Source organism: Actinoplanes xinjiangensis (genome assembly GCF_003148685.1).
Lineage (GTDB): Bacteria > Actinomycetota > Actinomycetes > Mycobacteriales > Micromonosporaceae > Actinoplanes > Actinoplanes xinjiangensis.
In genome coordinates, this window is sequence record NZ_QGGR01000005.1 from 199,283 (window position 1) to 221,133 (window position 21,851).

General features: G+C 71.2%; 19 protein-coding genes. 11 read left to right on the forward strand and 8 right to left on the reverse strand.

Annotated features, from left to right (window positions below):
• Positions 1 to 117: 117 nt before the first annotated feature.
• Positions 118 to 3,477 (forward strand): tetratricopeptide repeat protein, encoded by a 3,360-nt coding sequence (locus BC793_RS13285; protein ID WP_109592798.1) that lies wholly within the window; start codon positions 118 to 120, stop codon positions 3,475 to 3,477.
• 4 nt (positions 3,478 to 3,481) lie between these two features.
• Here BC793_RS13285 and BC793_RS13290 read toward each other — a convergent pair whose 3' ends face one another.
• On the reverse strand, positions 3,482 to 5,029 hold the full coding sequence (locus tag BC793_RS13290) for an acyl-CoA synthetase (RefSeq protein WP_109592800.1): 1,548 nt from the start codon (positions 5,027 to 5,029) through the stop codon (positions 3,482 to 3,484).
• A 91-nt stretch (positions 5,030 to 5,120) separates the two neighbouring features.
• Between BC793_RS13290 and BC793_RS13295 the strand changes: the two genes are divergently transcribed.
• The 5 genes from BC793_RS13295 to BC793_RS13315 all read left to right on the forward strand — a co-directional run bounded on the left by BC793_RS13295 (position 5,121) and on the right by BC793_RS13315 (position 11,846).
• The gene (locus BC793_RS13295) at positions 5,121 to 6,122 is read left to right on the forward strand and encodes a Zn-ribbon domain-containing OB-fold protein (RefSeq protein WP_239169974.1); all 1,002 of its coding nucleotides are present in this window, start codon (positions 5,121 to 5,123) and stop codon (positions 6,120 to 6,122) included.
• Positions 6,119 to 7,111: a lipid-transfer protein gene (locus tag BC793_RS13300; protein ID WP_109592802.1), complete on the forward strand. Its 993-nt coding sequence runs from the start codon at positions 6,119 to 6,121 to the stop codon at positions 7,109 to 7,111. The genes BC793_RS13295 and BC793_RS13300 overlap by 4 nt, the downstream gene beginning before the upstream one ends.
• Positions 7,108 to 8,262: a thiolase domain-containing protein gene (locus BC793_RS13305; RefSeq protein WP_109592804.1), complete on the forward strand. Its 1,155-nt coding sequence runs from the start codon at positions 7,108 to 7,110 to the stop codon at positions 8,260 to 8,262. Before BC793_RS13300 ends, BC793_RS13305 begins: the two co-directional genes overlap by 4 nt.
• Entirely contained in the window at positions 8,259 to 9,836 is a 1,578-nt protein-coding gene (locus BC793_RS13310) for a GMC family oxidoreductase N-terminal domain-containing protein (protein ID WP_109592806.1), read from the forward strand. The genes BC793_RS13305 and BC793_RS13310 overlap by 4 nt, the downstream gene beginning before the upstream one ends.
• 198 nt (positions 9,837 to 10,034) lie before the next feature.
• Positions 10,035 to 11,846, forward strand: coding sequence for a right-handed parallel beta-helix repeat-containing protein (locus tag BC793_RS13315; RefSeq protein ID WP_109592808.1), 1,812 nt, complete (start codon positions 10,035 to 10,037; stop codon positions 11,844 to 11,846).
• A gap of 54 nt (positions 11,847 to 11,900) precedes the next feature.
• On the opposite strand, the gene BC793_RS13320 is transcribed toward BC793_RS13315, so the two are convergent.
• Positions 11,901 to 12,530, reverse strand: a complete 630-nt coding sequence (locus BC793_RS13320) for a hypothetical protein (RefSeq protein ID WP_109592810.1) — start codon at positions 12,528 to 12,530, stop codon at positions 11,901 to 11,903.
• Positions 12,527 to 13,027, reverse strand: a complete 501-nt coding sequence (locus BC793_RS13325) for a sigma-70 family RNA polymerase sigma factor (protein ID WP_239169975.1) — start codon at positions 13,025 to 13,027, stop codon at positions 12,527 to 12,529. Before BC793_RS13325 ends, BC793_RS13320 begins: the two co-directional genes overlap by 4 nt.
• Before the next feature lie 92 nt (positions 13,028 to 13,119).
• Here BC793_RS13325 and BC793_RS13330 point away from each other — a divergent pair, with 92 nt between their 5' ends.
• The 3 genes from BC793_RS13330 to BC793_RS13340 are packed head-to-tail and all read left to right on the forward strand — an operon-like array spanning position 13,120 to position 15,403.
• A complete protein-coding gene (locus tag BC793_RS13330; protein ID WP_239169976.1) occupies positions 13,120 to 13,620 on the forward strand; it encodes a MarR family winged helix-turn-helix transcriptional regulator in 501 nt (166 codons plus the stop codon).
• Positions 13,611 to 14,825 (forward strand): MFS transporter, encoded by a 1,215-nt coding sequence (locus BC793_RS13335; RefSeq protein ID WP_109592814.1) that lies wholly within the window; start codon positions 13,611 to 13,613, stop codon positions 14,823 to 14,825. The genes BC793_RS13330 and BC793_RS13335 overlap by 10 nt, the downstream gene beginning before the upstream one ends.
• A gap of 5 nt (positions 14,826 to 14,830) precedes the next feature.
• A complete protein-coding gene (locus BC793_RS13340) occupies positions 14,831 to 15,403 on the forward strand; it encodes an HD domain-containing protein (protein WP_109592815.1) in 573 nt (190 codons plus the stop codon).
• Here the strand turns inward: BC793_RS13340 and BC793_RS13345 are convergent, their stop codons facing one another.
• Both BC793_RS13345 and BC793_RS13350 read right to left on the reverse strand, forming a co-directional pair.
• Entirely contained in the window at positions 15,404 to 15,976 is a 573-nt protein-coding gene (locus tag BC793_RS13345; RefSeq protein WP_146246252.1) for a hypothetical protein, read from the reverse strand. It abuts the gene before it with no gap.
• 49 nt (positions 15,977 to 16,025) lie between these two features.
• On the reverse strand, positions 16,026 to 17,249 hold the full coding sequence (locus tag BC793_RS13350; RefSeq protein WP_239169977.1) for a cytochrome P450: 1,224 nt from the start codon (positions 17,247 to 17,249) through the stop codon (positions 16,026 to 16,028).
• Between the two features lie 133 nt (positions 17,250 to 17,382).
• Between BC793_RS13350 and BC793_RS13355 the strand changes: the two genes are divergently transcribed.
• Entirely contained in the window at positions 17,383 to 18,483 is a 1,101-nt protein-coding gene (locus BC793_RS13355) for a steroid 3-ketoacyl-CoA thiolase (protein WP_109593037.1), read from the forward strand.
• 11 nt (positions 18,484 to 18,494) lie between these two features.
• Positions 18,495 to 18,662, forward strand: a complete 168-nt coding sequence (locus BC793_RS50225) for a hypothetical protein (protein ID WP_170167234.1) — start codon at positions 18,495 to 18,497, stop codon at positions 18,660 to 18,662.
• A gap of 103 nt (positions 18,663 to 18,765) precedes the next feature.
• On the opposite strand, the gene pgfA is transcribed toward BC793_RS50225, so the two are convergent.
• The 3 genes from pgfA to BC793_RS13370 all read right to left on the reverse strand — a co-directional run bounded on the left by pgfA (position 18,766) and on the right by BC793_RS13370 (position 21,834).
• Complete coding sequence (gene pgfA, locus BC793_RS13360) at positions 18,766 to 19,785, reverse strand: cell envelope lipid trafficking protein PgfA (RefSeq protein WP_109592817.1); 1,020 nt, start codon at positions 19,783 to 19,785, stop codon at positions 18,766 to 18,768.
• Between the two features lie 76 nt (positions 19,786 to 19,861).
• Entirely contained in the window at positions 19,862 to 20,662 is an 801-nt protein-coding gene (locus BC793_RS13365) for an SDR family oxidoreductase (protein ID WP_109592818.1), read from the reverse strand.
• On the reverse strand, positions 20,659 to 21,834 hold the full coding sequence (locus tag BC793_RS13370; protein WP_109592819.1) for an acyl-CoA dehydrogenase family protein: 1,176 nt from the start codon (positions 21,832 to 21,834) through the stop codon (positions 20,659 to 20,661). The genes BC793_RS13365 and BC793_RS13370 overlap by 4 nt, the downstream gene beginning before the upstream one ends.
• Positions 21,835 to 21,851: the final 17 nt, after the last annotated feature.

A 21,851-nucleotide genomic window follows, 5' to 3' on the forward strand; every position in this document is an offset into this window, starting at 1 on the left:
GCTGAGGAAGAGTCTGCGATCGATGACTCCACTGTGGCTGGAGGGTCGAAACCCGTACTCGGCCCGTACCCTTACGCTGCATCACCGCATGATCACGCAACCGGGGGGAAGCAGGAGATGGACGGTGTGGACGGCCTTGGCCGGATGATCCGCAAGTGGCGCCAGGAGCGTGGCCTCAGCCAGCGTGAGCTGGCTGTTCGTGCCGGAATCAGCCTGGGCGCGGTGCGGGATCTGGAGCAGGAACGCAGCAGTCGCCCACGGCTGCGCTCCGGCAAGGCACTCGCCGACGCGCTGGAACTGAGCCCCGCCGAGCGCGAGCAACTCCAGCGGCTGACCGCCCCGTCCCGTACCGGGCCCGCTGTACCGCCCGGACCCGTACACGTCTCCGTCCTCGGGCCCCTCACCGTGACCACCCCGGCCGGGCCGGTCACGATCGGCTTCGGCAAGCACCGGGCGGTCCTGGCCCGGCTGGCCATGACACCCCACCATCCGGTCAGCCGCGAGGAGCTGATCGAGGTGCTGTGGCCGGACGGCGCCCCGGCGTCCGCGGCGAACGTGCTCCAGACGTACGTGAGCCGCCTGCGCCGCATCCTGGAGCCGGTCCCGGCCGACGGCGCGGCGGCGCCGCTGTCCTGGACACCGGGCGGCTACCGGCTCTGGCTGCCTCCCGAGCGGCTGGACCTCCTCACCTACCGGGCCCGCGTGGCCGAGAGCGAGCGCTGGGCGGCGTCCGACCCCCAGCGTGGTTTCGACCTGCTCATCGCGGCCCTGGACCTGTGGCGTGGCGAGTGGGCCGCCGAGGACATCCCGGAGTTGCGGGAACACCACCTGGTCACCGCACTGACCGAGGAGCTGATCGAGACGACGATCCGGCTCGCCCGTCTCGGCCTGGTGGTGCAACGGCTGCCGGAGGCGCTGCCCCGGCTGCGGCGGCTGACTGCCCGGCACCTGTGGCACGAACCTCTGCACGCCCGGCTGGTGATCACTCTGGCCGCCGCCGGACAGCAGGCGGCGGCGCTGGAGGCGTACGACCAGATCCGGTACCGGCTGGCCGAGGAGCTGGCGATCGACCCCGGTGCGGACCTGGTCGCCGCACGTCAGGCGGTGCTGGCCGGCCGTTGGGAGGCCCCGGTGAACCCGCGGGCGGAACGGCTGCCGACACCGTGGCAGGCCCCGGCGGCGCCGGGGAACTTCACCGGGCGGGCCGAGCAGCTGAACACCATTCAGCGGCTGTTCCGCGGCGAACCGGGCCGGCAGGTCACCTGTGTGGTCTCCGGGATGGCCGGCGTCGGCAAGACCAGTCTGGCGCTGCGGGCCGCCGAGTTGCTGCGCGACGACTTCCCGGACGGGCAGCTGTACGTGGACCTGCGCGGCGCCGACGACGAGCCGGTGAGCACCCTCGCGGTCCTGTCGCGACTGCTGCGCGGCCTCGGCACCCCGGCACGGGCGATCCCGATCGAGGCGGACGAGGCCGGTGCCCTCTACCGCAGCGTGCTGGCCGGGCGGCGGGTGCTGGTGATCCTGGACAACGCCCGTAACAGCGCGCAGATCCAGCCGCTGCTGCCCGGCGGCGGCAGCAGCGGGGTCCTGATCACCAGCCGGCACGCCTGCCCCGACCTGTTCGGCGCCACCCACGTCGACCTACCGGTGCTGTCCCGCGAGGAGGCCGTCGTGATGCTGCACGGGCGGACCCGTACCGCCTGGAGCACCGCCGACCGGCAGGCCGCCGCCACGCTCGCCGAGGCGTGCGGCCGGCTGCCGGTGGCACTGCGGATGGTGATGAGCCGGCTCACCCGGCGGACCCCGGCCGAGCTGCTCCGGCTGATGTCGGGGACGGGCTCCTCGGAGGACGACGCGGCCCTGCAGGACACGTTCGCGCTGAGCTACCGGGAGTTGCGGCCGGACACCGCGCGGCTGTTCCGGGTGGCGGCGCACTTCCCCGGCACGTCGTTCTCGCTGGCGGCCGCGGCCGCGCTGGCCGGGTGGGACGCCGAAGTGACCGGGCGGGCCCTGGACCGCCTGGTGGAGGCGAACATGATCGAGGCGGCCGGCACCGACCGGTACCGCTATCACGACCTGCTGCGTCAGTACGCGGTCGAACTCCAGCCCGCGGACGGCGCACCGGAGGCCCTGTACCGGCTCGCCGACTGGTACCTCACCCGGACCGCGGCGGCGGTACGGCTGTTCTATCCCGCGATGGTCCGGCTGCCCACCGACGCCGATCCGGCCGAGATGTACTTCGCCGACGTCAGTGCCGCCGCGGCCTGGCTGGACGAGGAGATCGGCAACCTGGTGGCACTGATCGAGACGGCGGCACTCGGCGGGCACCCGGAACGGGCCTGGCAGCTCGCCGATCAGCTGCGCAGTTACTTCTTCGTACGGCGCGACGCGGTGTCCTGGCTGGCGACCGGGCAGGCCGGGCTGACCGCGGCGGAGACCACCGGTGACCCGACGGCGCAGGCGGCGATGCACCAGACCGTCGGGCAGGCGCACTGGTCGGTCGGCCGACATCGGGACGCGCTGCGGTCGTACGAGCACGGGGTGGCCGCGGCCCGGGAGGGCGGCTGGCTGATCGGTGAGGCGTACCTGCTGCACAATCTCGGTCTCGTGCATGCCGAGCTGGGCATGACCGACGAGGCTCACGACCTGTATCAGCACGTCCTGCGGGTGGGCGCCGGACCGGAGTTCACCCACATCCGGGCCGTCACGCTGAACGATCTCGGGGTGATGTGCACCGAGCAGGGGCGGCTGCACGAGGCGGTCCGGCACTTCCGGGCGGCGCTGGCCCTCAACAGTGACGAGGGCCGGCTCCCGTCGGCGACGGCGAACCGCTCCAACCTGGGCATGGTGCTGCGGCAGCTGGAGGAGTTCGAGGCGGCGCACGAATGTCTCACCCAGGCGCTCACCTACTACCAGGAGACCGCCAACCAGAACGGCCAGATGGCGAGTATGGACGAGCTCAGCCAGCTCTACCAGCAGCGTTCCGAGTGGAGTGCCGGCGTCGGTGCGGCGGTCGAGGCGCTGCGGATCGCCGGGCAGCTGGCCAACCCGAAGGCCACCGCCGGGGTGCTCAACACGCTGGGCGGCGCGCTGCTCGGGGCGCGGGCGGTCACCGAGGCGCAGGCCCGGTTCCGGGAGGCGCTGGAGCTGAGCCGCCGCAACGGCTACCTGTACAGCGAGGCACAGGCCGCGGTCGGGCTCGCCGACACCCTGCTGGCCCTCGGCGAGACCGACGAGGCCCGGGCCGTCGCGACACGGGCGCTGGAGGTCGCCGGGCTTCACGACTACCGCATCCTGGCCGGTGACGCGCTGACCACGCTGGCCCGCGCCGCGCTGGCGGACGGCGACCCGGCCGGGGTGCGCGAGCACTGCGCGGCCGCGCGGAGTCACTACCGGACGACCGGGACACCGTCTCGTCTGCGCGAGCTGGACCGGCTCGCCCGGCACGCCGCCCCCGAGAGGCTGGTGGACTCCTGACCGGTCAGATCGCGCGGTCGCGGCCGGACCAGTACGGGTCGCGCAGGTGCCGCTTGTAGAGCTTGCCGTTGGGGTCGCGGGGCAGCGCGTCGGCGTAGTCGATGGTGCGGGGCAGCTTGAACCGGGCCAGCCGGCCGGACAGGAACGCCTGCAACTCGGTGGTCAGGGCGGGGCCGGGGGTGACGCCGGGCGCGGGCTGGACGACGGCCTTGATCTCCTCACCCCATTCGTCGTGCGGGATGCCGAAGACCGCCGCGTCGGCGACCGCCGGATGCACGCTGAGCTCGTTCTCGATCTCGGCGGGGTAGACGTTCACCCCACCGGTGATGATCACATCGCTCGCCCGGTCGCACAGGTAGAGGTAGCCGTCGCCGTCGAGGTAGCCGATGTCGCCGACGGTGAACATGCGGTCCCGCCAGGAGGCGCGGGTCTTCTCCGCGTCGCCGTGATATTCGAAGGTGGCGTCGCCCATCTGGAGGTAGACGGTGCCGGGCTCGCCGGGGGCGCGGTCCTTGCCGTCGTCGTCGAGCACCCGGATGCGGGAGCCGGGCCAGGGGCGGCCCACCGAGCCGGGGCGCTCGAGCCACTCGGCCGCGGTGATCAGGGCGCCGCCGCCCTCGGAGGCCGCGTAATACTCCACGACCACCGGGCCGAACCAGTCGAGCATCTCCCGTTTCACCGGCTGCGGGCAGGGCGCGGCGCCGTGGATCATGGCGCGCATCGAGGACACGTCGAAGCTGGTGCGGACCGAGGCCGGCAGGGCGAGCAGGCGGCGGAACTGGGTGGGCACCATGTGGCTGTGGGTGACCCGGTGCTGCTGGACGAGCCGCAGGAAGGAGCCGGCGTCCCAGTGGTCCATCACGACGACCGTGTGCCCGAACTGGATCGAGATGACCGCGAAGTTCATGACGGCCGTGTGATAGAGCGGTGAGCAGCACAGATGGACGTGGTCGTCGAACGGGCGCAGGCCGAACAGGCCGAAGAACCACAGCGACACCGGTGGCACCTGGTCCGGGTCGAGGCCGAGCAGCGGGCGGCGTACCCCCTTGGGGCGACCGGAGGTGCCTGAGGTGTAGACCATGAGCGCGCCGGTCGTACGGCCGCCGGGTCTTCCGGAGCCGCCGGAACCGAGAGCATCGAGCGGGCGGAAACCCGGCAGCCGCCCGGGCGCCCAGCGGCAGTCGGCCGGAAGGCCGGCATCGTCGGCGGCGGCACGGGCCGCGTCGGCGAAGCGGGGGTGGGCGATGAAGGCGGCGGCACCGCTGTCGCGCAGGATGTAGCCGAGTTCGGCGGCGGTGAGATGCCAGTTCATCGGCACCACGTGCAGTCCGATCTGGACCGCCGCGAAGTAGGCGACGAGGATGTCGGCCCCGTTCGGCAGCAGCAGGGCGATGGTGTCGCCGGCGCTGAGCCCCGCCTCGCGCAGCCCGCGGGCGATCCGGTCGGACTCGGCGGCCAGCTCGCCGTAGGTGAGGATGCGGCCGCCCGGCTCCACGACGGCCGTGTGCTGCGGGCGCTCTGCCGCGATGGTCCACGTCCCGATCCCGGTCATGCCCGTGACTCTATAACTCGTTCCATCAATGCAAAAGCCGCTGCCACCGCGTTCTTGCCCGGCAAAGTTGTAACGTGTTTCACTCAGTCTCGTGGATACGCTGTCGGCGCCGCTGACCATCGCCTTCGACTACACCCGCTCCCTGGGGCCGGTGCTGGGCCGGTTCATGGCGGGGCTGCGCGAGCGGCGGGTGCTGGGCGGGCGCACCTCGGACGGGCGGGTGCGGGTGCCGCCGCTCGAGTACGACCCGGACACCCACGAGCCGGTCACCGACTTCGTCGAGGTCTCCCCCACCGGCACCGTGCTCAGCTGGACCTGGACCGACCGGCTGCTGGAGGGACAGCCGCTGGACCGTCCGTTCGGGTGGGCGCTGATCCGCCTCGACGGGGCGGACACGCCGCTGCTGCACGCGGTCGACGCGGGCACCGCGGAGGCGATGAACACCGGCATGCGGGTACGGATCCGCTGGGCCGCGTCGCCGGTCGGCCACATCCGTGACATCGCGTGCTTCGAGCCGGAACCCGTGGGGCTCCCACCGCTGTCTCACGGGCGCTGTGACAGCGGTGGGAGCCCCACCGGGACTTCGGACGGCGACGGCGGTGCGGCGGCGGCCCCGCCGGTGACGATCATGACGACGCCGATCCGGCTGCACTACCGGCACAGCACGTCGGTGGAGGAGAGCGGGTATCTGCGTGCGCTCGCCGAGGGACGGATCACGGGGCGGCGGTGCCCGGTCTGCCGGAAGGTGTACGTGCCGCCGCGGGTGTGCCCCGCCTGCGGGGTGGCCACCGACGAGGAGGTCGAGGTGGCCGACCGCGGGACGGTCACCACCTTCTGCGTGGTCAACGTGCCGTTCGCGGGGCAGCGGCTGACCCCGCCCTACGTGGTCGCCCAGGTGCTGCTCGACGGGGCGGACATCCCGATCCCCCACCTCGTCCTCGGCGTGCCGGCGGCGGAGGTGCGGATGGGACTGCGGGTGACGGCGGTGTGGCGGGACCGGGCCGACTGGTCGACGACGCCGGAGAACATCGACCACTTCGAGCCGAGCGGGGAAGCGGACGCACCCTACGAGACCTTTGCGGAGCACCTGTGAACGACGTCGCGGTCATCGGGTTCGCCAGTTCCGCCACCAGTGTCACCACCAGCGGGGTGGAGACCCTCGTGCCGGTCTTCGAGGCGGCCCTCGGGCAGGCGGGCCTCGAACGGCGCGACGTCGACTTCTGGTGCTCCGGGTCGTCGGACTATCTGGCGGGGCGGGCGTTCTCGTTCGTCAACGCGGTCGACGCCATCGGGGCGGTGCCGCCGATCGCCGAGTCGCACGTGGAGATGGACGCGGCGTGGGCGCTCTACGAGGCGTACATCAAGATCCTTGCCGGGGAGGCGTCGACGGCGCTCGTCTACGGGTTCGGCAAGGGCACCGCCGGTGAGCTGAACCGGGTGCTCGCCCTGCAACTCGACCCGTACACGGTGGCGCCGCTGTGGCCGGACGCGATCAGTGTGGCGGCCCTCCAGGCACGGCTCGGACTCGACGCGGGGCTGTTCAGTGAGCGGGACATGGCCGCGGTGGCGGTGGCGCGCGAGGACGCCTCTTCCGTGGAGGCGTTGCTCGATCGGCCGTACCTCCGGGTGCCTCTCCGGGAGCACGACGTCGCGAGAGTCGCGGACGGGGCCGCGGCCGTCGTCCTCGCCGCGGGTGACCGGGTGGGCGGCAGGCGCGCCGCGTGGATCTCCGGCATCGGGCATCGCGTCGATCCGCAGGGCTTCGGGGAGCGGGACCTGACCGCCGTGCCGTCCGCGTCGGCCGCCGCCGCGGACGCCGGTGGACTCGACGACGTGCAGGTGGCGGCGCTGCATGCCCCGTTCACCCATCAGGATCTGCTGCTGCGCCGGGCTCTCGGGCTGTCGCCGGAGGTGCGGGGCGTGGCGTTCGGCAGCGATCCGATGTTCTCGGCCGGCCTGTCGCGGATCGGTGCGGCGGCCGGGGAGGTCATGTCCGGGCGGGCGTCGGTGGCGGTCGCGCACGCGACGGCCGGGCCGCTGCTGCAACAGAACCTCGTCTGCAAGCTGAGGAGTGTGGCATGAGACGGGCCGCGGTGCTCGGGACCGGGCAGACGCATCACCGGACGCGGCGCACCGACGTGTCGATGGCCGGGCTGTGCCGGGAGGCGATCGACCGGGCGCTGGCCGACGCGGGGCTCGGCTGGGAGCAGATCGACGCGGTGGTGCTGGGCAAGGCGCCCGACCTGTTCGAGGGTGTGATGATGCCGGAGCTGTTCCTGGCGTCGTCCATCGGGGCGGCCGGGAAGCCGCTGCTGCGGGTGCACACCGCCGGGTCGGTCGGTGGGGCCACGGCGATCGTGGCCACCAGCCTGGTACGGGCCGGGGTGCACCGGCGGGTGCTGGCGGTGGCGTTCGAGAAGCAGTCGGAGTCGAACGCGATGTGGGCGCTGTCGATCCAGCCGCCGTTCTCGGCCCCGATCACGGCCGGGGCCGGCGGGTATTTCGCCCCGCACATCCGGTCGTACATCAAGAGATCGGGCGCACCGGATCACATCGGGGCTCTGGTGGCGGTCAAGGATCGACGTAACGGGGCCCTGAATCCCTACGCCCACCTGCGGCAACCGGAGATCACCCGGGAGTCGGTGCAGGCGTCCACGATGCTGTGGGACCCGGTCCGCTACGACGAGACGTGCCCCTCGTCGGACGGGGCCTGCGCGGTGGTCATCGGCGATCAGCGGGCCGCGGAGTCCTCGGTCGGTCAGGTCGCATGGATCCGGGCGACGTCCATGCGCACCGAGCCGACCTTCTATGCGGGCAAGGATCACGTCAACCCGCGGGCGGGCGCCACCGCGGCAGCGGCCCTCTGGGCGGCGGCCGGCATCAAGGACCCGCTCGACGAGGTCGACGTCGCGGAGCTGTACGTTCCTTTTTCCTGGTTCGAGCCGATGTGGCTCGAGAACGTCGGATTTGTTGGACAAGGGCAAGGTTGGAAACTTGTTGAATCGGGTGAAACCGCACTCGGCGGCGCTCTGCCCATCAACCCCAGCGGGGGCGTCCTCTGCTCGAACCCGATCGGCGCCTCCGGGCTGCTGAGGTTCGCCGAGGCCGCCATGCAGGTGATGGGCCGGGCCGGGGAGCACCAGGTGGCGGGGGCGTCGACGGCGCTCGGCCACGCCTACGGGGGCGGATCTCAGTTCTTCTCCATGTGGGTGGTCGGGAGGAATCCTCAATGAAACGTCGAACCCTGTTGCAGGCCGGAGCCGCGGTAACCGTCGCACCGGCCCTGAACGTCCCGGCTCTGCGGGGCCGGACCGCCATCGTCATCGGCAGCGGGTTCGGTGGCGCGGTCGCCGCCTACCGTCTCGCTCAGGCCGGCCTGACCGTGACCGTCATCGAACGCGGGCGCCGCTGGGACCTGAACGCGAACGGCACCACGTTCTGCACGATCGGCGACCCGGACTGGCGCTGTGCCTGGTTCGCCGACAACCCACCGCTCGGGCTGGACGTCAGCAAGCGCATCACCCGCGGCGCCGGGCTCATCCAGAAGCACGTCGGCGACGGCATCCAGGTGATGTGCGGGTCCGGGGTGGGCGGCGGCTCGCTGGTCATCGGCATGTTCATGCCCCAGCCGCGGCGCGCCGACTGGGAGTCGGTCTACCCCGCGCAGCTGTCGTACACCGAGTTCGAGAACACCTACTGGCCGCGCGCCCGGCAGAACATCGGCGCCGCGACGATCCCGCCGGACATCCAGAACCATGCGGCGTACGTGGGAGCGCGCTCCTGGTTGCAGTACATCAGCGAGTTCGGCAAGACACCGGTGCCGGTGCACTTCGGAGTGGACTGGGACGTCATCCGGGACGAGCTGGCCGGCCGGGTGCCGGCCTGCCACACCATCGGCGAGGGGCCGTTCGGCAGTAACTCCGGCGCCAAGAACAGTGTCGACAAGTCGTACCTGAAGTGGGCGGTGGCCACCGGCAACGCCCGGATCCTGCCGTTGCACGAGGTCACCGAGATCCGCGAGGTGTCCGGGTCGACGACCTTCGAGGTGGCCTGCCGGCAGATCGACGACACCGGCAGCGTGCTGTCGAACCCGGTGTTCGCGGCCGACTACGTGTTCCTGGCGGCCGGATCGCTGGGCAGCACGTCGCTGCTGCTCAGGTCGCGGGCGCAGGGCAGGCTGCCCCGCCTGACCGGCACGGAGGTGGGCAAGGGCTGGGGCAACAACGGGGACTTCCTGGTGGCGCGGCTCAACCTGCGCAAGCGCGTCGGGACGGCGCAGGGCGGGCCGGGCAACGTGCGGTTCTACGACGACTCGAACCCGTACGCCAAGGCGGCGATGGCCTGGGAGGCGGCACCGATCCCGTCGTGGCTGCCGGGCACCTCGGCGCACCTGATCACCAGCCTGGCGCCCGAACGCGGGGAGATCCGGTACGACGCGGCCACCGGGACCGGGAAGGTGCACTGGCCGTACGGGGAGATGGAGACCTCGTCGGACCGGGCCGGGCGGGACCTGGCGACCCGGCTGTGGTGGGCGACCGAGGGTTCGAAGGGCTCGCTGCTGACCGGCCTGCCGTCCTACGACCGGAACACCGGGATGGGACTGGGCTCCCGCAACACGTATCACCCCCTGGGTGGCCTGGTGATGGGGAGGGCCACAGACTTCAGCGGAAAAGTCGCGGGATATCAGAATCTGTTCTGCGTGGACGGTGCCCTGCTGCCCGGGACCGCGTGCCTGGCCAACCCGGCTCTGACCATCACCGCGAACGCCGAGCGCTGTCTGGACCTGTTCCTCGCGTCATCGGCGTGACCCATTCCTGCAACAAACCTGCAAATGGATTCCGTTGACTCGCATATATGTCCGGTGGCAGATTTCACCTCGGAACACATTCCCTTGGCAGTCCGCCGGACCATCCCCAACGCTGCATTGTGCCGCGGTTCGTAAATGCGATCCGCGGTCGGTGCGGCGTGTCCGGCGGATCCCTTTGCGACAAGGAGTCCATCCCCCATGTCAGCAACATTCCGGGGCCGTAAGCTGCGCCGATCCCTCGGCGCCGCCGGCCTCTCCGGCCTGGTGGCAGCCGGCCTCTTCCTCTCCATCGGTACGGCCGAAGCAGCCACGCTGTTCGGTGCCGACTTCGAATCCGGCAGCACGACCGGATGGTCGAAATCGGGCGGCACATGGTCGGTCGTGAGTGATGGCACGGCGGTTCTGGCGCAGTCGGACACCGGTAGTGAGCGGGCCCGCCAGTTCGCCGGAACCACCTCCTGGACCGACTACTCGGTGCAGGCCCGGGTCAAGGCGACCGCCTTCGGATCCGGCGCCGGTGTGGTCGCGCTGACCGGCCGGGCCGCCGGCTCCACGAAGATGTACCGGCTGTCGCTGACCGGCGCCGACAAGGTGCAACTGGAGGCCATGAACGGCAGCGCCGTGACGGTTCTCGGCAGCCTGAGCCAGACCATCTCCACCGGCACGTACTACACGTTGAAGCTGTCGTTCAGCGGGACCACGATCAGCGGCTCGGTGAACGGGACCAGCGTCGGGTCGGCCACCGACAGCACCATCGCGGCCGGGCGGATCGGGCTGCTCACCGAGCGCGCGGCCGGCCGTTTCGACGACATCGTGGTCGCCGACGGTGGGACGGCTCCGCCGTCGCCGTCGACGTCGACTTCGACCAGCCCCTCGACGTCGACCAGCCCGTCGACGAGTCCGTCCACCTCCGTGCCGCCGTCGTCCGACACTCTCTACGTGGCGCCCGGCGGCACCGACAGCGCGGCCGGCACCATCGCCGCGCCGACCACCCTGACCTCGGCGATCACCCGGATCGCGGCGGGCGGCACCATATACCTGCGCGGCGGCACCTACGCGCACGCGGCGACGGTGACCATCCCGGCCGGCAACAACGGGTCGTCCGGTGCGCTGAAGACGATCTCGGCGTACCCCGGTGAGAAGCCGGTGCTGAACTTCTCGGCGCAGGCCGAGGACCCGGCCAACCGCGGTCTGGCCGTCAACGGCAACTACTGGAAGATCTACGGCCTGACCGTCGAGCGGGCCGGCGACAACGGCATCTTCGTCGGTGGCAGCAACAACATCCTGGAGCGGACGATCACCCGCTACAACCGGGACACCGGTTTCCAGCTGTCCCGGATGCTCTCGACCACCCCGAACTCGCAGTGGCCGGCGAACAACCTGATACTCAGCGCCGAATCGCACGACAACGCCGACTCCGACGGTGAGGACGCCGACGGTTTCGCCGCCAAGCTGACGGTCGGCTCCGGCAACGTGTTCCGGTACGCGGTGGCGCACCACAACATCGACGACGGCTGGGACCTCTACACCAAGACCGACACCGGTGCGATCGGTGTGGTGACGATCGAGGACTCGCTCGCCTACAGCAACGGCACCCTCAGCGACGGCTCGCAGGCCGGCAACGGCGACCGCAACGGTTTCAAGCTCGGCGGCGAGGACATCGCGGTCAACCACATCGTGCGGCGGACCATCGCCTACCGGAACGGCAAGCACGGGTTCACCTACAACAGCAACCCGGGCTCGCTGGCCATCTCCAACAACCTGAGCATCGACAACACCGAACGCAACTTCAACTTCGACGCCGGTACGTCGGTCTTCCGCACCAACACGTCGTGCCGGTACTCCAGTGGCACCAACGACCGGATCATCGGCAACTCGGACGCCACCAACCAGTTCTGGTCGGGGACGAACGGGTCGCGCTGCTCCTCGTACAGCGGGGCTCTGGCCTGGTCGTTCGCCGGTGACGGCCGGCTGGCCGTCACCATCGGCGGGGTCGCCGTCTCGCTCTGACCCGCCCGCGTCACGCCGCCCGCCCGCCGTTCACCGGCGGGCGGGCGCGTGCTGTCACTCCGGGAACGTGAAGTCCACCGGGTAGAGCCGGCACGGCTGCGGGTCGCCGTCCTGAAGGCTCATGTGCACCGACCGCTGAACGGTGCCGTCGATGCGGTTCGTCATCTCGAAGATGATGAAGTGCAGGACGGATCCGGCCGGCATCAGGTCGCGGCGGACGGCGTAGGTGTTCTCGTCGGGTTTCGCGGGAGTGTTGCTGTGCGGCATGACGTCGTAGAGCTCCGGCATGCCGTCCTGGCCGTTCTCGCAGCCGGCGACCTTCTGCTCCACGGGGACCTTGATGAACTCGACCAGAGCGGGGACTCCGGCCTTCTTCAGGGCGGCGCTCAGCTCGTCGGCGTCGGCCAGCTGCCGGATGGCGAAGACGACCGTGTCCTCCTGACGGGAGTCGACGGTCCAGGCCGCCACCTGCGTCAGCCCGTGCTCCGGTTCGGCCGGGCGGGTCACGGTGAGCCCGGCGGTGACCCCGGCGGCCAGCACCACGACGCCGAGAGCGGTGGCCAGGTGGCGACGGCGGCGCAGGCCCCGGCCGCGGCCGGTGATGTCGTCGAGGCTGTTCTGGAGGTGCACCTGGTCGAACTCGGTACGGACCCGGGCGTACAGGTCGTCGTCGTTGTCGATCACAGCTTCTGCTCCTGTTCGGTGACGGGCGTCAGGTGTGCCCGGAGGGCTCGGGTGGCGCGGGCCAGGTGGGTGGTGACCGTCCCGGCGGCGATGCCGAGAGTCCGCGCGGTGGTGTCGCTGTCGAGGTCGAGGAAGACGCGCAGCACGAAGACCTCGCGCTGGCGGGTGGGCAACGACCGCAGCGCCGCCATCACCCGCGGATCGGGCAGGTGGTCGCCGGAGTCGTCGCGGCCGGTGTCGGGCGCGGCCGGTTCGGGCACCTCCCGGCGCCGGCGTCGCCACCAGGAGATGTGTGTGTTCAGTGCGGTACGGACCACCCAGGCCCGCGGGGAGGGGTGGCGGGCGACCGTGGACCAGGAGGCCCAGGCCCGGGCGAACGCCTCCGCGACCGCGTCCTCGGCGACCTGACGGTTGCCGACGGACGCCATCACCGCCCGTAAGCAGTCGTCCCTGGCGCTCTCGTAGAAGGCGGCGAACTCCGCCCGTTGTTGTCCCACGCTGGTATTACGCCAGAGCGGCGCCATTCACTTACCGGATCGGCGGACCAATAAAGCAACAGTGCTTATATAAGTGCTGTTACAGTCGCCCGGTGACCGATGACTGGCTTGCCGACCCGACCGAGGAGAGCGTGTGGCGGCCGTGGCGGCTGCTGCAGGCGGCGATGGATGCGGAGATCGCGCGGGTCTACGCCGACGCGCGGATCGAAGGGCTCCGACCGACCTGGGTGATGGAGCTGCTCCGGCTGCACCACCGTGGACCGATGACGATCACCGAGCTGGCCGAGTCGGTGCAGATCACCCACTCCGGGATGAGCCAGAAGGTGTCGGCGATGCGGGCCGCCGGCTGGGTCCGTACCGCCGCCGGGGTCGACGCCCGCACCAGAAAGGTGGAGCTGACCGGGAAGGCCGTGGCGGTGGTGCGGCGACTGGCCGCCGAATGGCGGGCCACCGAGGCCGCGATCGCCGAGATCGAGGCGGAGATCCCCTATCCGCTGAGCCGGGTGGTCCGCGACATCGAGGCGGCACTGGAGCGCCGGAGCCTGCACGCGCGGATCACCGAACGGCTGGCCGGAGACCCGGCGTGGGACTGAGCCGTGCGCTGCTCGACGTCACCCCGCTGCGGACGTCGCCGGACTACCGTCGTCTGTGGATCGGCGGCCTGCTCTCCGGCCTGGGCGGGCAGATGGCCGTCGTGGCCGTCCTCTACCAGGTGTGGGAGTCGACCCGGAGCCCGATCTGGACCGGTGCGGCCGGCCTCGCCCAGGCGCTGCCGATCATCACCTTCGGACTGTTCGCCGGGGCGCTCGTCGACCGGGTCGACCGGCGCCGCTTCTACCTGATCACCAAGATCGGGCAGGCGGTCTGCGCGGCGCTGCTGACCGTCCAGGCGTTCACCGGCGGTTCCGCGCCGCTGGTGCTGTGCCTGGTGGCGGTGCAGTCGCTCTTCGTCGCCGGGGGCGGGCCGGCCTCACGCACGTTCCTGTCCCGGCTGCTGCCGGCCGAGCAGCTCGGTGCGGGGCTGGCACTGAACCGGATCTCGTTCCAGACCGCGATGCTGATCGGGCCCGCGCTCGGCGGCCTGGTCATCAGCGGGGTGGGCGTCGCCGGCTGCTTCCTGATCCACACGCTCACGTTCGCGGTGGCGCTGTGGACGGCGATCCTGCTGCCACCGATGCCCCCGTCCTCCTCCCCCGGGCTCACCGGCGTGCTCGCCGGGCTGCGGTTCCTCGGCGCCAACCGGGCGGTCCGGGGTGCGCTGCTCACCGACCTGGCCGCCACCGTGCTGGCCATGCCGATCAGCCTGTTCCCGGTGATCAACGCGGACCGGTTCGGCGGCGACCCGCGCACCCTGGGGCTGTTCCTCACCGCGATCGCCGTCGGCGGGGTGGTCGCGTCGGCACTGTCCGGCACGTTCACCGGTGCGCAGCGTCCCGGCGCGGTCATGCTCGGTGGCGCCCTGACCTGGGGCGTCGCGCTCGCCCTGTTCGGCGTGGCCCCGACCGCGTGGGCCGGGCTGGCGCTGCTCGCGGTGGCCGGCGCCGCCGACACGGTCTCGGTGGTGGCCCGCAGCACGGTCGTGCAGCGGCACACCCCCGACGCGTTCCTGGGCCGGGCGGCGGCCGCCGAGCAGATCGTCGGGCAGGCCGGCCCGGACGTCGGCAACCTGCGCGGCGGCCTGGTCGCGGCCGGCAGTTCGGCCGCGGTCGCGCTGGTCAGCGGCGGTCTGCTGTGCGTCGCGGCGGTGGCGGTGATCGCGGCCCGCACACCGGAACTGCGCCGACCCGATATACGGTAGGACCGATGCGTATTCCGACCGACTCCGAGATCCGGGCGCTGCACGAGCGGTTCGCCCCCACGCCGGAGGCCTTCGCGCTGGTGTGGACGCACTGCCGGATCGTCTGCCGGATCGCCGAGCAGGCCACCGGCACCGACGGCCTCGACATGGACCTGGTGCGGGCCGGTTGCCTGCTGCACGACATCGGTGTGTACCGGCTCCACCCCGCCGACCACTACGTGCGGCACGGGCTGCTCGGCTACGAGTTGCTCGGTGAGGCCGGGCTGCCGGAGACGCTGCGCCGGTTCTGCTCGCATCACACCGGGGTCGGCATGACCCGCGACGACGTGCTCACGCAGCAGCTTCCGCTGCCGGACTGCGACTTCCTCGCCGAGACAGCCGAGGAGGACCTCGTGATGTACGCGGACAAGTTCCACAGCAAGAGCACGCCACCCCGTTTCCTGACGGCGGCCACGTTCTCGGCGCGCGTGAGCCGGTTCGGTGACGACAAGGTCAAGCGGTTCGCGTCGCTGGTGGAGCGTTTCGGTGAGCCCGATCTGGGCCCGTTGGCCGCCGAGTTCGGCCACCCGGTCACCTGATCAGCTGCTCGGGAAGTGCTTCGCCAGTTTCCGCGCCGACGCTTCGGCGAGCGCCGCGAACCCGGCGTCGTCGATGCCTCGGGTCGAGAAGTACAGCAGCACGTCGCCCTGAGCGATGATGGCCGTGTGCCCGAAGACCAGTGACGCGTCACCGAGCCGCGGGTGCACCCACTGCGTCACCGGCAGGTCCTCCGGGTCCGTGCTGGGACACCGCCGGGCCCCGTCGAGTTTCGCCGCCACGATCGCCAGAGCCTCCTCGGCACCGGGCGCGCCCAGGAACATCCCGACGTGGCGGTCGCCCTTCCGGTAGCCCACGGAGATCATCCGGACGTTGTCGGCGGCCTTCGACGACTCGTTGTCGCAGCGATCCCAGGCGGCGAAGTCGCTGTCGCCACCTCTCGCCTGATCATCTCCGACCAGCCTCATCCCGCCGGGAAGCTCCTCGGCCGTCAGCAGTGCCTCGCGCAACTGCTTGAACGACGGCCCGTCGATCGATGAGGCAGCCGCCGGGGCGCTCAGGCCGCAGGCCACGGCGAGGACGCCGGTCAACACGCTTCGAAGAATGGTCCGCACCGGTTCACGGTAGGCGGCGCCAACGCACGGAACAGCGGAAACAGCCGGATCAGCGATACCGTACCGGGAGGTGTTTTATCCCGTTGATCCACCCGGAGCGCAACCGCTGCACCGGACCGGCGAGGGTGATGTCCGGCAGGTGGTCGGCGATGGCGTTGAAGATCAGGTCGATCTCCAGGCGGGCCAGGTTGGCGCCGAGACAGAAGTGGGCGCCACTGCCGCCGAACCCGAGGTGCGGGTTGGGGCTGCGGGTGATGTCGAAGGTGTGCGGATCGGTGAAGACGGTCTCGTCGTAGTTGGCCGAGCCGTAGAACATTGCGACCCGCTGGCCCTTGGGGAGCGGCACGCCGGCCAGGACGGTGTCCTCGGTGGTGGTGCGCTGGAAGACGTTGATCGGGCTGCCCCAGCGGACGAACTCGTCGACGGCGGTACGCGGCCGGGTGGCCTTGAACAGCTCCCACTGCTCCGGGTTCGACAGCAGTGCGTGCATGCCGTGCGAGATGGCGTTGCGGGTGGTCTCGTTGCCGGCGACGGCGAGCATCAGCACGAAGAAGCCGAACTCGTCGACGGACAGGTGCTCGCCGTCGATCTCGGCCTTGACCAGCGTGGTGACGATGTCGTCGCGAGGGCAGGTCTGCCGTTCGTCGGCCATCTGCATGGCGTAGCCGAGCAGGCCCATCGCGGATTCCATCGGGTCGGCGCCACTGAACTCGGGGTCGTCGTACCCGATCATCGAGTTGGACCATTCGAAGACGTTGCGGCGGTCGTCCTGCGGGACGCCGAGCAGCTCGGCGATGGCCTGCAACGGCAGTTCACAGGCGACGTCGGTGACGAAGTCGCCGTCCGGGTTGGCCGACGCCCCGGCCACGATCCGTTCGGCGCGGGCCTGGAGCGCGGTGCGCAGGCTGTTGATGGCCCGCGGGGTGAACCCGCGGGACACGATGGCCCGCTGCGCCGTGTGCTGCGGAGGGTCCATGTTGAGCAGGATGGCCTGCTGCATCTCGATGCCCTCGCGGGTCATGTCCGGCTGGAACCGGGCGATCGCGGTGTTCTCCCGGCTGGAGAAGGTGTCGCTGTTGCGGGACACGGCCATCACGTCGGCGTGCCGGGTCACCGCCCAGTAGCCCTCGTCGTCGAATCCGGCGCTGCCCCGGGCCTGCGGGATCCAGCAGACCGGGTCGTCGCGGCGCATCTCGGCGAAGTCGGCATGCGGTATGCCGTTCACGTAGATGTCCGGATCGGTGGGGTCGATGCGGGTGCGCGGCTCGGCCACAGCTCCTCCTACAGCAACAAGTTCTACCGATTCAAGCACGTGACCTGAGACATTTGGTAGGTTCAATCGAGAACACGTTCTAGCTTCTCGTTCTGCTTCCCGTTCTAGCTTCCCGTTGTGGCTGGAGGTCGCGGTGGGCACACCGGTGATCGTCGATGCGGCACGTACCCCCATCGGCAGGCGGGGCGGATGGCTGTCCGGACTGCACCCGGCCGAACTGCTCGGCACGGTACTGAGCAGGATGACGGCTCACGGCGAGGTCGAGCAGGCCATCGGTGGCTGCGTCACCCAGGGCGGTGAGCAGTCCAACAACATCACCCGGACCGCCTGGCTGCACGCCGGGCTGCCCCACGTCACCGGCTGCACCACGATCGACGCCCAGTGCGGCTCGGCACAACAGGCCGCGCACCTGATCGCCGGGCTGATCGCCACCGACGCGATCAGCGTGGGCGTGGCCTGCGGGGTCGAGGCGATGAGCCGGGTCCCGCTGCGGGCCAACCTCGGCGACGCCGGCCTGCCCCGGCCGGAGTCGTGGAGCATCGACCTGCCCAACCAGTACGTGGCTGCCGAGCGGATCGCCGACCGCCGCGGCCTGACCCGCGCCGACGTGGACCGGTTCGGCGTGCGGTCCCAGGCGAACGCGGCCCGGGCGTGGGCCGAGGGCCGGTTCGATCGCGAGGTCGTCCCGGTCGGCGACGTCACCCGCGACCAGGGGCTGCGGGAGACGACCTTCGAAGGACTGTCCGGGCTGAAACCGGTGCTGCCGGACGGGCGGCACACTGCCGGCACCTCGTCGCAGATCTCCGACGGGGCGGCCGCGGTGCTGCTGATGGACGCCGACCGGGCCCGCGCGCTGGGGCTGCGGCCGCGGGCCCGGATCGTGGCGCAGTGTCTGGTCGGGGCCGAGCCCTACTACCACCTGGACGGGCCGATCGCGGCCACCGACCGGGTGCTGGCCCGGGCCGGCATGAAGATCGACGACCTGGACCGCTGTGAGGTGAACGAGGCGTTCGCCAGTGTGGTCCTGTCCTGGCTGGCGGTGCACCGCGCCGACCCGGACCGGGTCAACGTCAACGGCGGGGCGATCGCCCTGGGTCATCCGGTCGGCAGCACCGGCGCACGCCTGCTGACCACCGCACTGCACGAACTGGAGCGGTCCGACGGAACCACCGCGCTGATCACCATGTGCGCCGGCGGGGCGATGTCGACCGCGACGATCATCGAACGCCTGTAGAGGAGCCGATTGTGGTCCCGTTCAGATTCCTGCTGCTCAGCGCGGTCGCTGCGGCCGTCCTGGCGGCCATCGGCGTCACCGCCGTGATGACGGCGCTCAACCCCAGCGCCAGCGAGGTCGCCGGCAGCGTCAGCGGCAACGACCCGCTCACCCCGCCCGAATTCTACGGACAGCGATAGTCACCGAAAGGAACGTCTCTCCCGCTTCTGCGGGAGAGACGTTCCTTCATCATGTACGGCCACACACTGACGACCGAAGCGGACGACGGCAGTGGCCATCGCCCTACGGAACAGGGCTGGGCAACGGGCGGGTCGTGTCGGCCACCCGGTGCCCACCGCGCGGGGTGGCGCGGCCGGCGGCCAGCAGGAGCCCGGCCAGGATCAGCAGCAGACCGAGGACGGCGAGCCCGACCGGAACCCAGAACCCGAGGAGGTTGAGCTGGTTGCGCCCGTTCGCCGCCTGCTCACCGACGGCGTCCAGGGTGGCCTGGTCGTACTGGAGGTCGGCGTCGAAGATGACGACCCGCGCGCCGGCGTCCGGCACCAGCTCCCGGTGCTGCTGCTCGCGGTATCCGACGATGGCACCGGTCTGCGGCTCGATCCACAGGGTCCGGGTGGCCCGGTAGGAGATGGTGCCGCTGGTGGCGCCGGGTGCCAGGAAGGCGAGCAGCGCACTGAGGCTGTCCGGGTTCATCTCGGTCGGCTGCTCCGGCACGACCTGCTGGAAGCGGTACGTGGGCAGGTCGTTGTACTCCTCCTCGGCCTGGTACTCCAGCGGCAGCGCCCGGCCCAGCGTGGAGTCCCAGTACTGGTACGTCTTCTTCTCGGTGCCGAACGGGAACAGGTAGAGGTGACCGGAGAACGCCACGTTGCCCGCGGGGCAGGGCACCGGCTCCTCGACGTGGCACTGCCCCTCCCAGGGGACCGCCTCACCGGTGGCGCGGTCGAGCGCGACCCGGCTCTCGGCACTGTTGATCGTCTCGCCGGTGTCGATCCGGCTGGTCGAGTGGTACACGTTCCAGACCAGGGTCTCGCCGTCGAGTCCGGCGGCCGCCGCGAAGTCGGGTTTGATGCCGGTCATCGAGCGCAGGCCGGCGTTCTCCACGACCACCTGCGGCGTCCCGTTCGGCAGTGTCTTGGCCTGCACGAACGACGCGTTCGCGGTTTCCACGGCGACATCGGGGGGCACCAGATCGAGGGGGACCTTCCGCTGGGACGGCACGATGACCCAGGCCAGGGCCATCGCGAAGAGCAGACAGAGTATGCCGAGTCCGAACAGTGCCGTGCCGGTGATCCGCCGCATCGCGTCCTCCTGGTGAGCCCCTCCCAGAAACTAGAACGCGTTACAATCTACTGCTCCGTAACATCGGAGGGAAGAGTCACGGGTGCTGACTGCTCACCGAGATGACCTCACCGGTCAGATAGGACGCGTAGTCACTGGCGAGGAAGGCCACCACGGTCGCCACCTCCCACGGCTCGGCGGCCCGGCCGAACGCCTCCCGCCGCGCCAGCTCGTCCAGCTCGTCCCGGCTCATCACCTTCGCCAGGAACGGATGCGCGGCCAGGCTCGGTGCGACCGCGTTGACCCGGATCCCGTGCGCGGCCACGTCCAGGGCGGTGCACCGGGTGAACGCCATCACCCCGGCCTTCGCCGCCGCGTAGTGGGCCTGACCGGGCTGCGCGCGCCAGCCCAGCACCGAGGCGTTGTTGACGATCACCCCTCCCCCACCCTGCGCGATCATCTGGCGCAGCGCGGCCCGGGTGCAGCGGAACGTACCGGTCAGCGTGACGTCCAGAACCAGGTGCCACTCGTCGTCGTCGAGTTCGGTGACCGGCCGGTTCCCGCCCAGCCCGGCGTTGTTGACCAGGACGTCGAGACGGCCGTACCGGGTGACGGCGCCGCCGATCAGCCGCCGCACCGCGGCCTCGTCGGTGACGTCGCACGGCACCGCCCACACCCGGCCCGGAAAGGCCGCGGCGAGCAGATCACGGGTCTCGCCGAGCCGCCGCTCGTGACTGTCGCCGAGCACCACCCGGGCGCCCTCGTCCAGACAGCGCCGCGCCACCGCCGACCCGATCCCGGCCCCGGCCGCCGCCGTGACCACGACGACCTTGCCGTCCAGCAGCGCCCGGCCGGCCGGAGCGGCCGGCGGGAATCCGGGGCCGGCCGGGCCGGTCATCCGCGGGCCTGGCGGGGCAGCCCGAGCACCCGTTCGGCGACGATGCCGCGCTGGATCTCGTTGGAGCCGCCGTAGATGGTGTCGGCCCGGCTGAACAGGAAATACGTCTGCCAGCGCTGCACCGCGGCCGGGTCGGCGTCCCCGTGGGCCAGCACGTCCATGGCCAGTTCGCCGAGGCCCTGGCGCCATCGGGTCCAGAGCAGCTTGATCACCGAGGACGCGGCCGGCGGCGGTTCCCGCAGCACCCGAAGCGTGTGGGTACGCAGCACGGTCAGGTCGAGCCAGGCCCGGGTGAGCCGCTCGCGCAGCACCGGATCGGCCGTCGCGCCGGTGCTGCGGGCCACCGCGACCAGGTCGTCCAGGTCGCGCTGGAACCCGATCTGCTGGCCGACGGTGGCCGCGCCCCGCTCGTACGCCAGGGTGGCCATCGCGACCCTCCACCCCTGGCCGGGCTCGCCCACGACCAGCCCCGCCTCGGTGACCGCGTCGTCGAAGAACACCTCGTTGAACTCGCTGTCCCCGGTGAGCTGCCGGATCGGGCGGACCGTGATCCCGGGCTGCCGCATCGGCACGAGCAGGTAGGACAGCCCCGCCGAGCGGGGTCCGCCGGCCGGTGCCGGTGCGGTCCGGGCCAGGACGAAACACCAGTCGGCCACGTGCGCCAGCGACGTCCACACCTTCTGCCCGGTGAGCACCCACCGGTCACCGTCGAGCCGCGCCCGGGTGGTGACGCCGGCCAGGTCGGATCCGGCGCCGGGCTCCGAGTAGCCCTGGCACCACAGCTCCTCGACCGCGGCGAGCGCCGGCAGGAAGCGGCGCTGCTGCTCGGGCGTGCCCAGGTCGATGAGCGTGGGCCCGACCATGGTGGTGCCGATGTGGTCCACCCGGCTCGGGGCGCCGGCTCTCGCGTACTCCTCGTGGAAGATCACCTGCTGCGACAGGGACGCGCCGCGCCCACCGTGCGCCACCGGCCAGGCCAGCGTGCTCCATCCGGCGGCGGCGAGCCGCCGGGTGAAGGCGAGCCGCTGCCCGAAGGCCTGGTTCTCCCGGCCGACGCCGCCGGTGCCGCGCACCTCGTCGGTCAGCTCGGCCGCCAGCCAGTCCCTGATCTCCCGCCGGAACGCATCGTCGTCGGTCACTGGCGTCACCTCCCGGATCACGCGTAGGCTCACGCTACCGACCAAGCACT

What these genes read in the sequence shown, in the direction of transcription:
- BC793_RS13340 (WP_109592815.1), top strand. Translation starts at nt 14,831, where the DNA reads ATGCGTATTCCGACCGACTCCGAGATCCGGGCGCTGCACGAGCGGTTC.
- BC793_RS13290 (WP_109592800.1), bottom strand. Translation starts at nt 5,029, where the DNA reads ATGACCGGGATCGGGACGTGGACCATCGCGGCAGAGCGCCCGCAGCAC.
- BC793_RS13285 (WP_109592798.1), top strand. Translation starts at nt 118, where the DNA reads ATGGACGGTGTGGACGGCCTTGGCCGGATGATCCGCAAGTGGCGCCAG.
- BC793_RS13305 (WP_109592804.1), top strand. Translation starts at nt 7,108, where the DNA reads ATGAGACGGGCCGCGGTGCTCGGGACCGGGCAGACGCATCACCGGACG.
- pgfA (WP_109592817.1), bottom strand. Translation starts at nt 19,785, where the DNA reads ATGCGGCGGATCACCGGCACGGCACTGTTCGGACTCGGCATACTCTGT.
- BC793_RS13310 (WP_109592806.1), top strand. Translation starts at nt 8,259, where the DNA reads ATGAAACGTCGAACCCTGTTGCAGGCCGGAGCCGCGGTAACCGTCGCA.
- BC793_RS13365 (WP_109592818.1), bottom strand. Translation starts at nt 20,662, where the DNA reads ATGACCGGCCCGGCCGGCCCCGGATTCCCGCCGGCCGCTCCGGCCGGC.
- BC793_RS13315 (WP_109592808.1), top strand. Translation starts at nt 10,035, where the DNA reads ATGTCAGCAACATTCCGGGGCCGTAAGCTGCGCCGATCCCTCGGCGCC.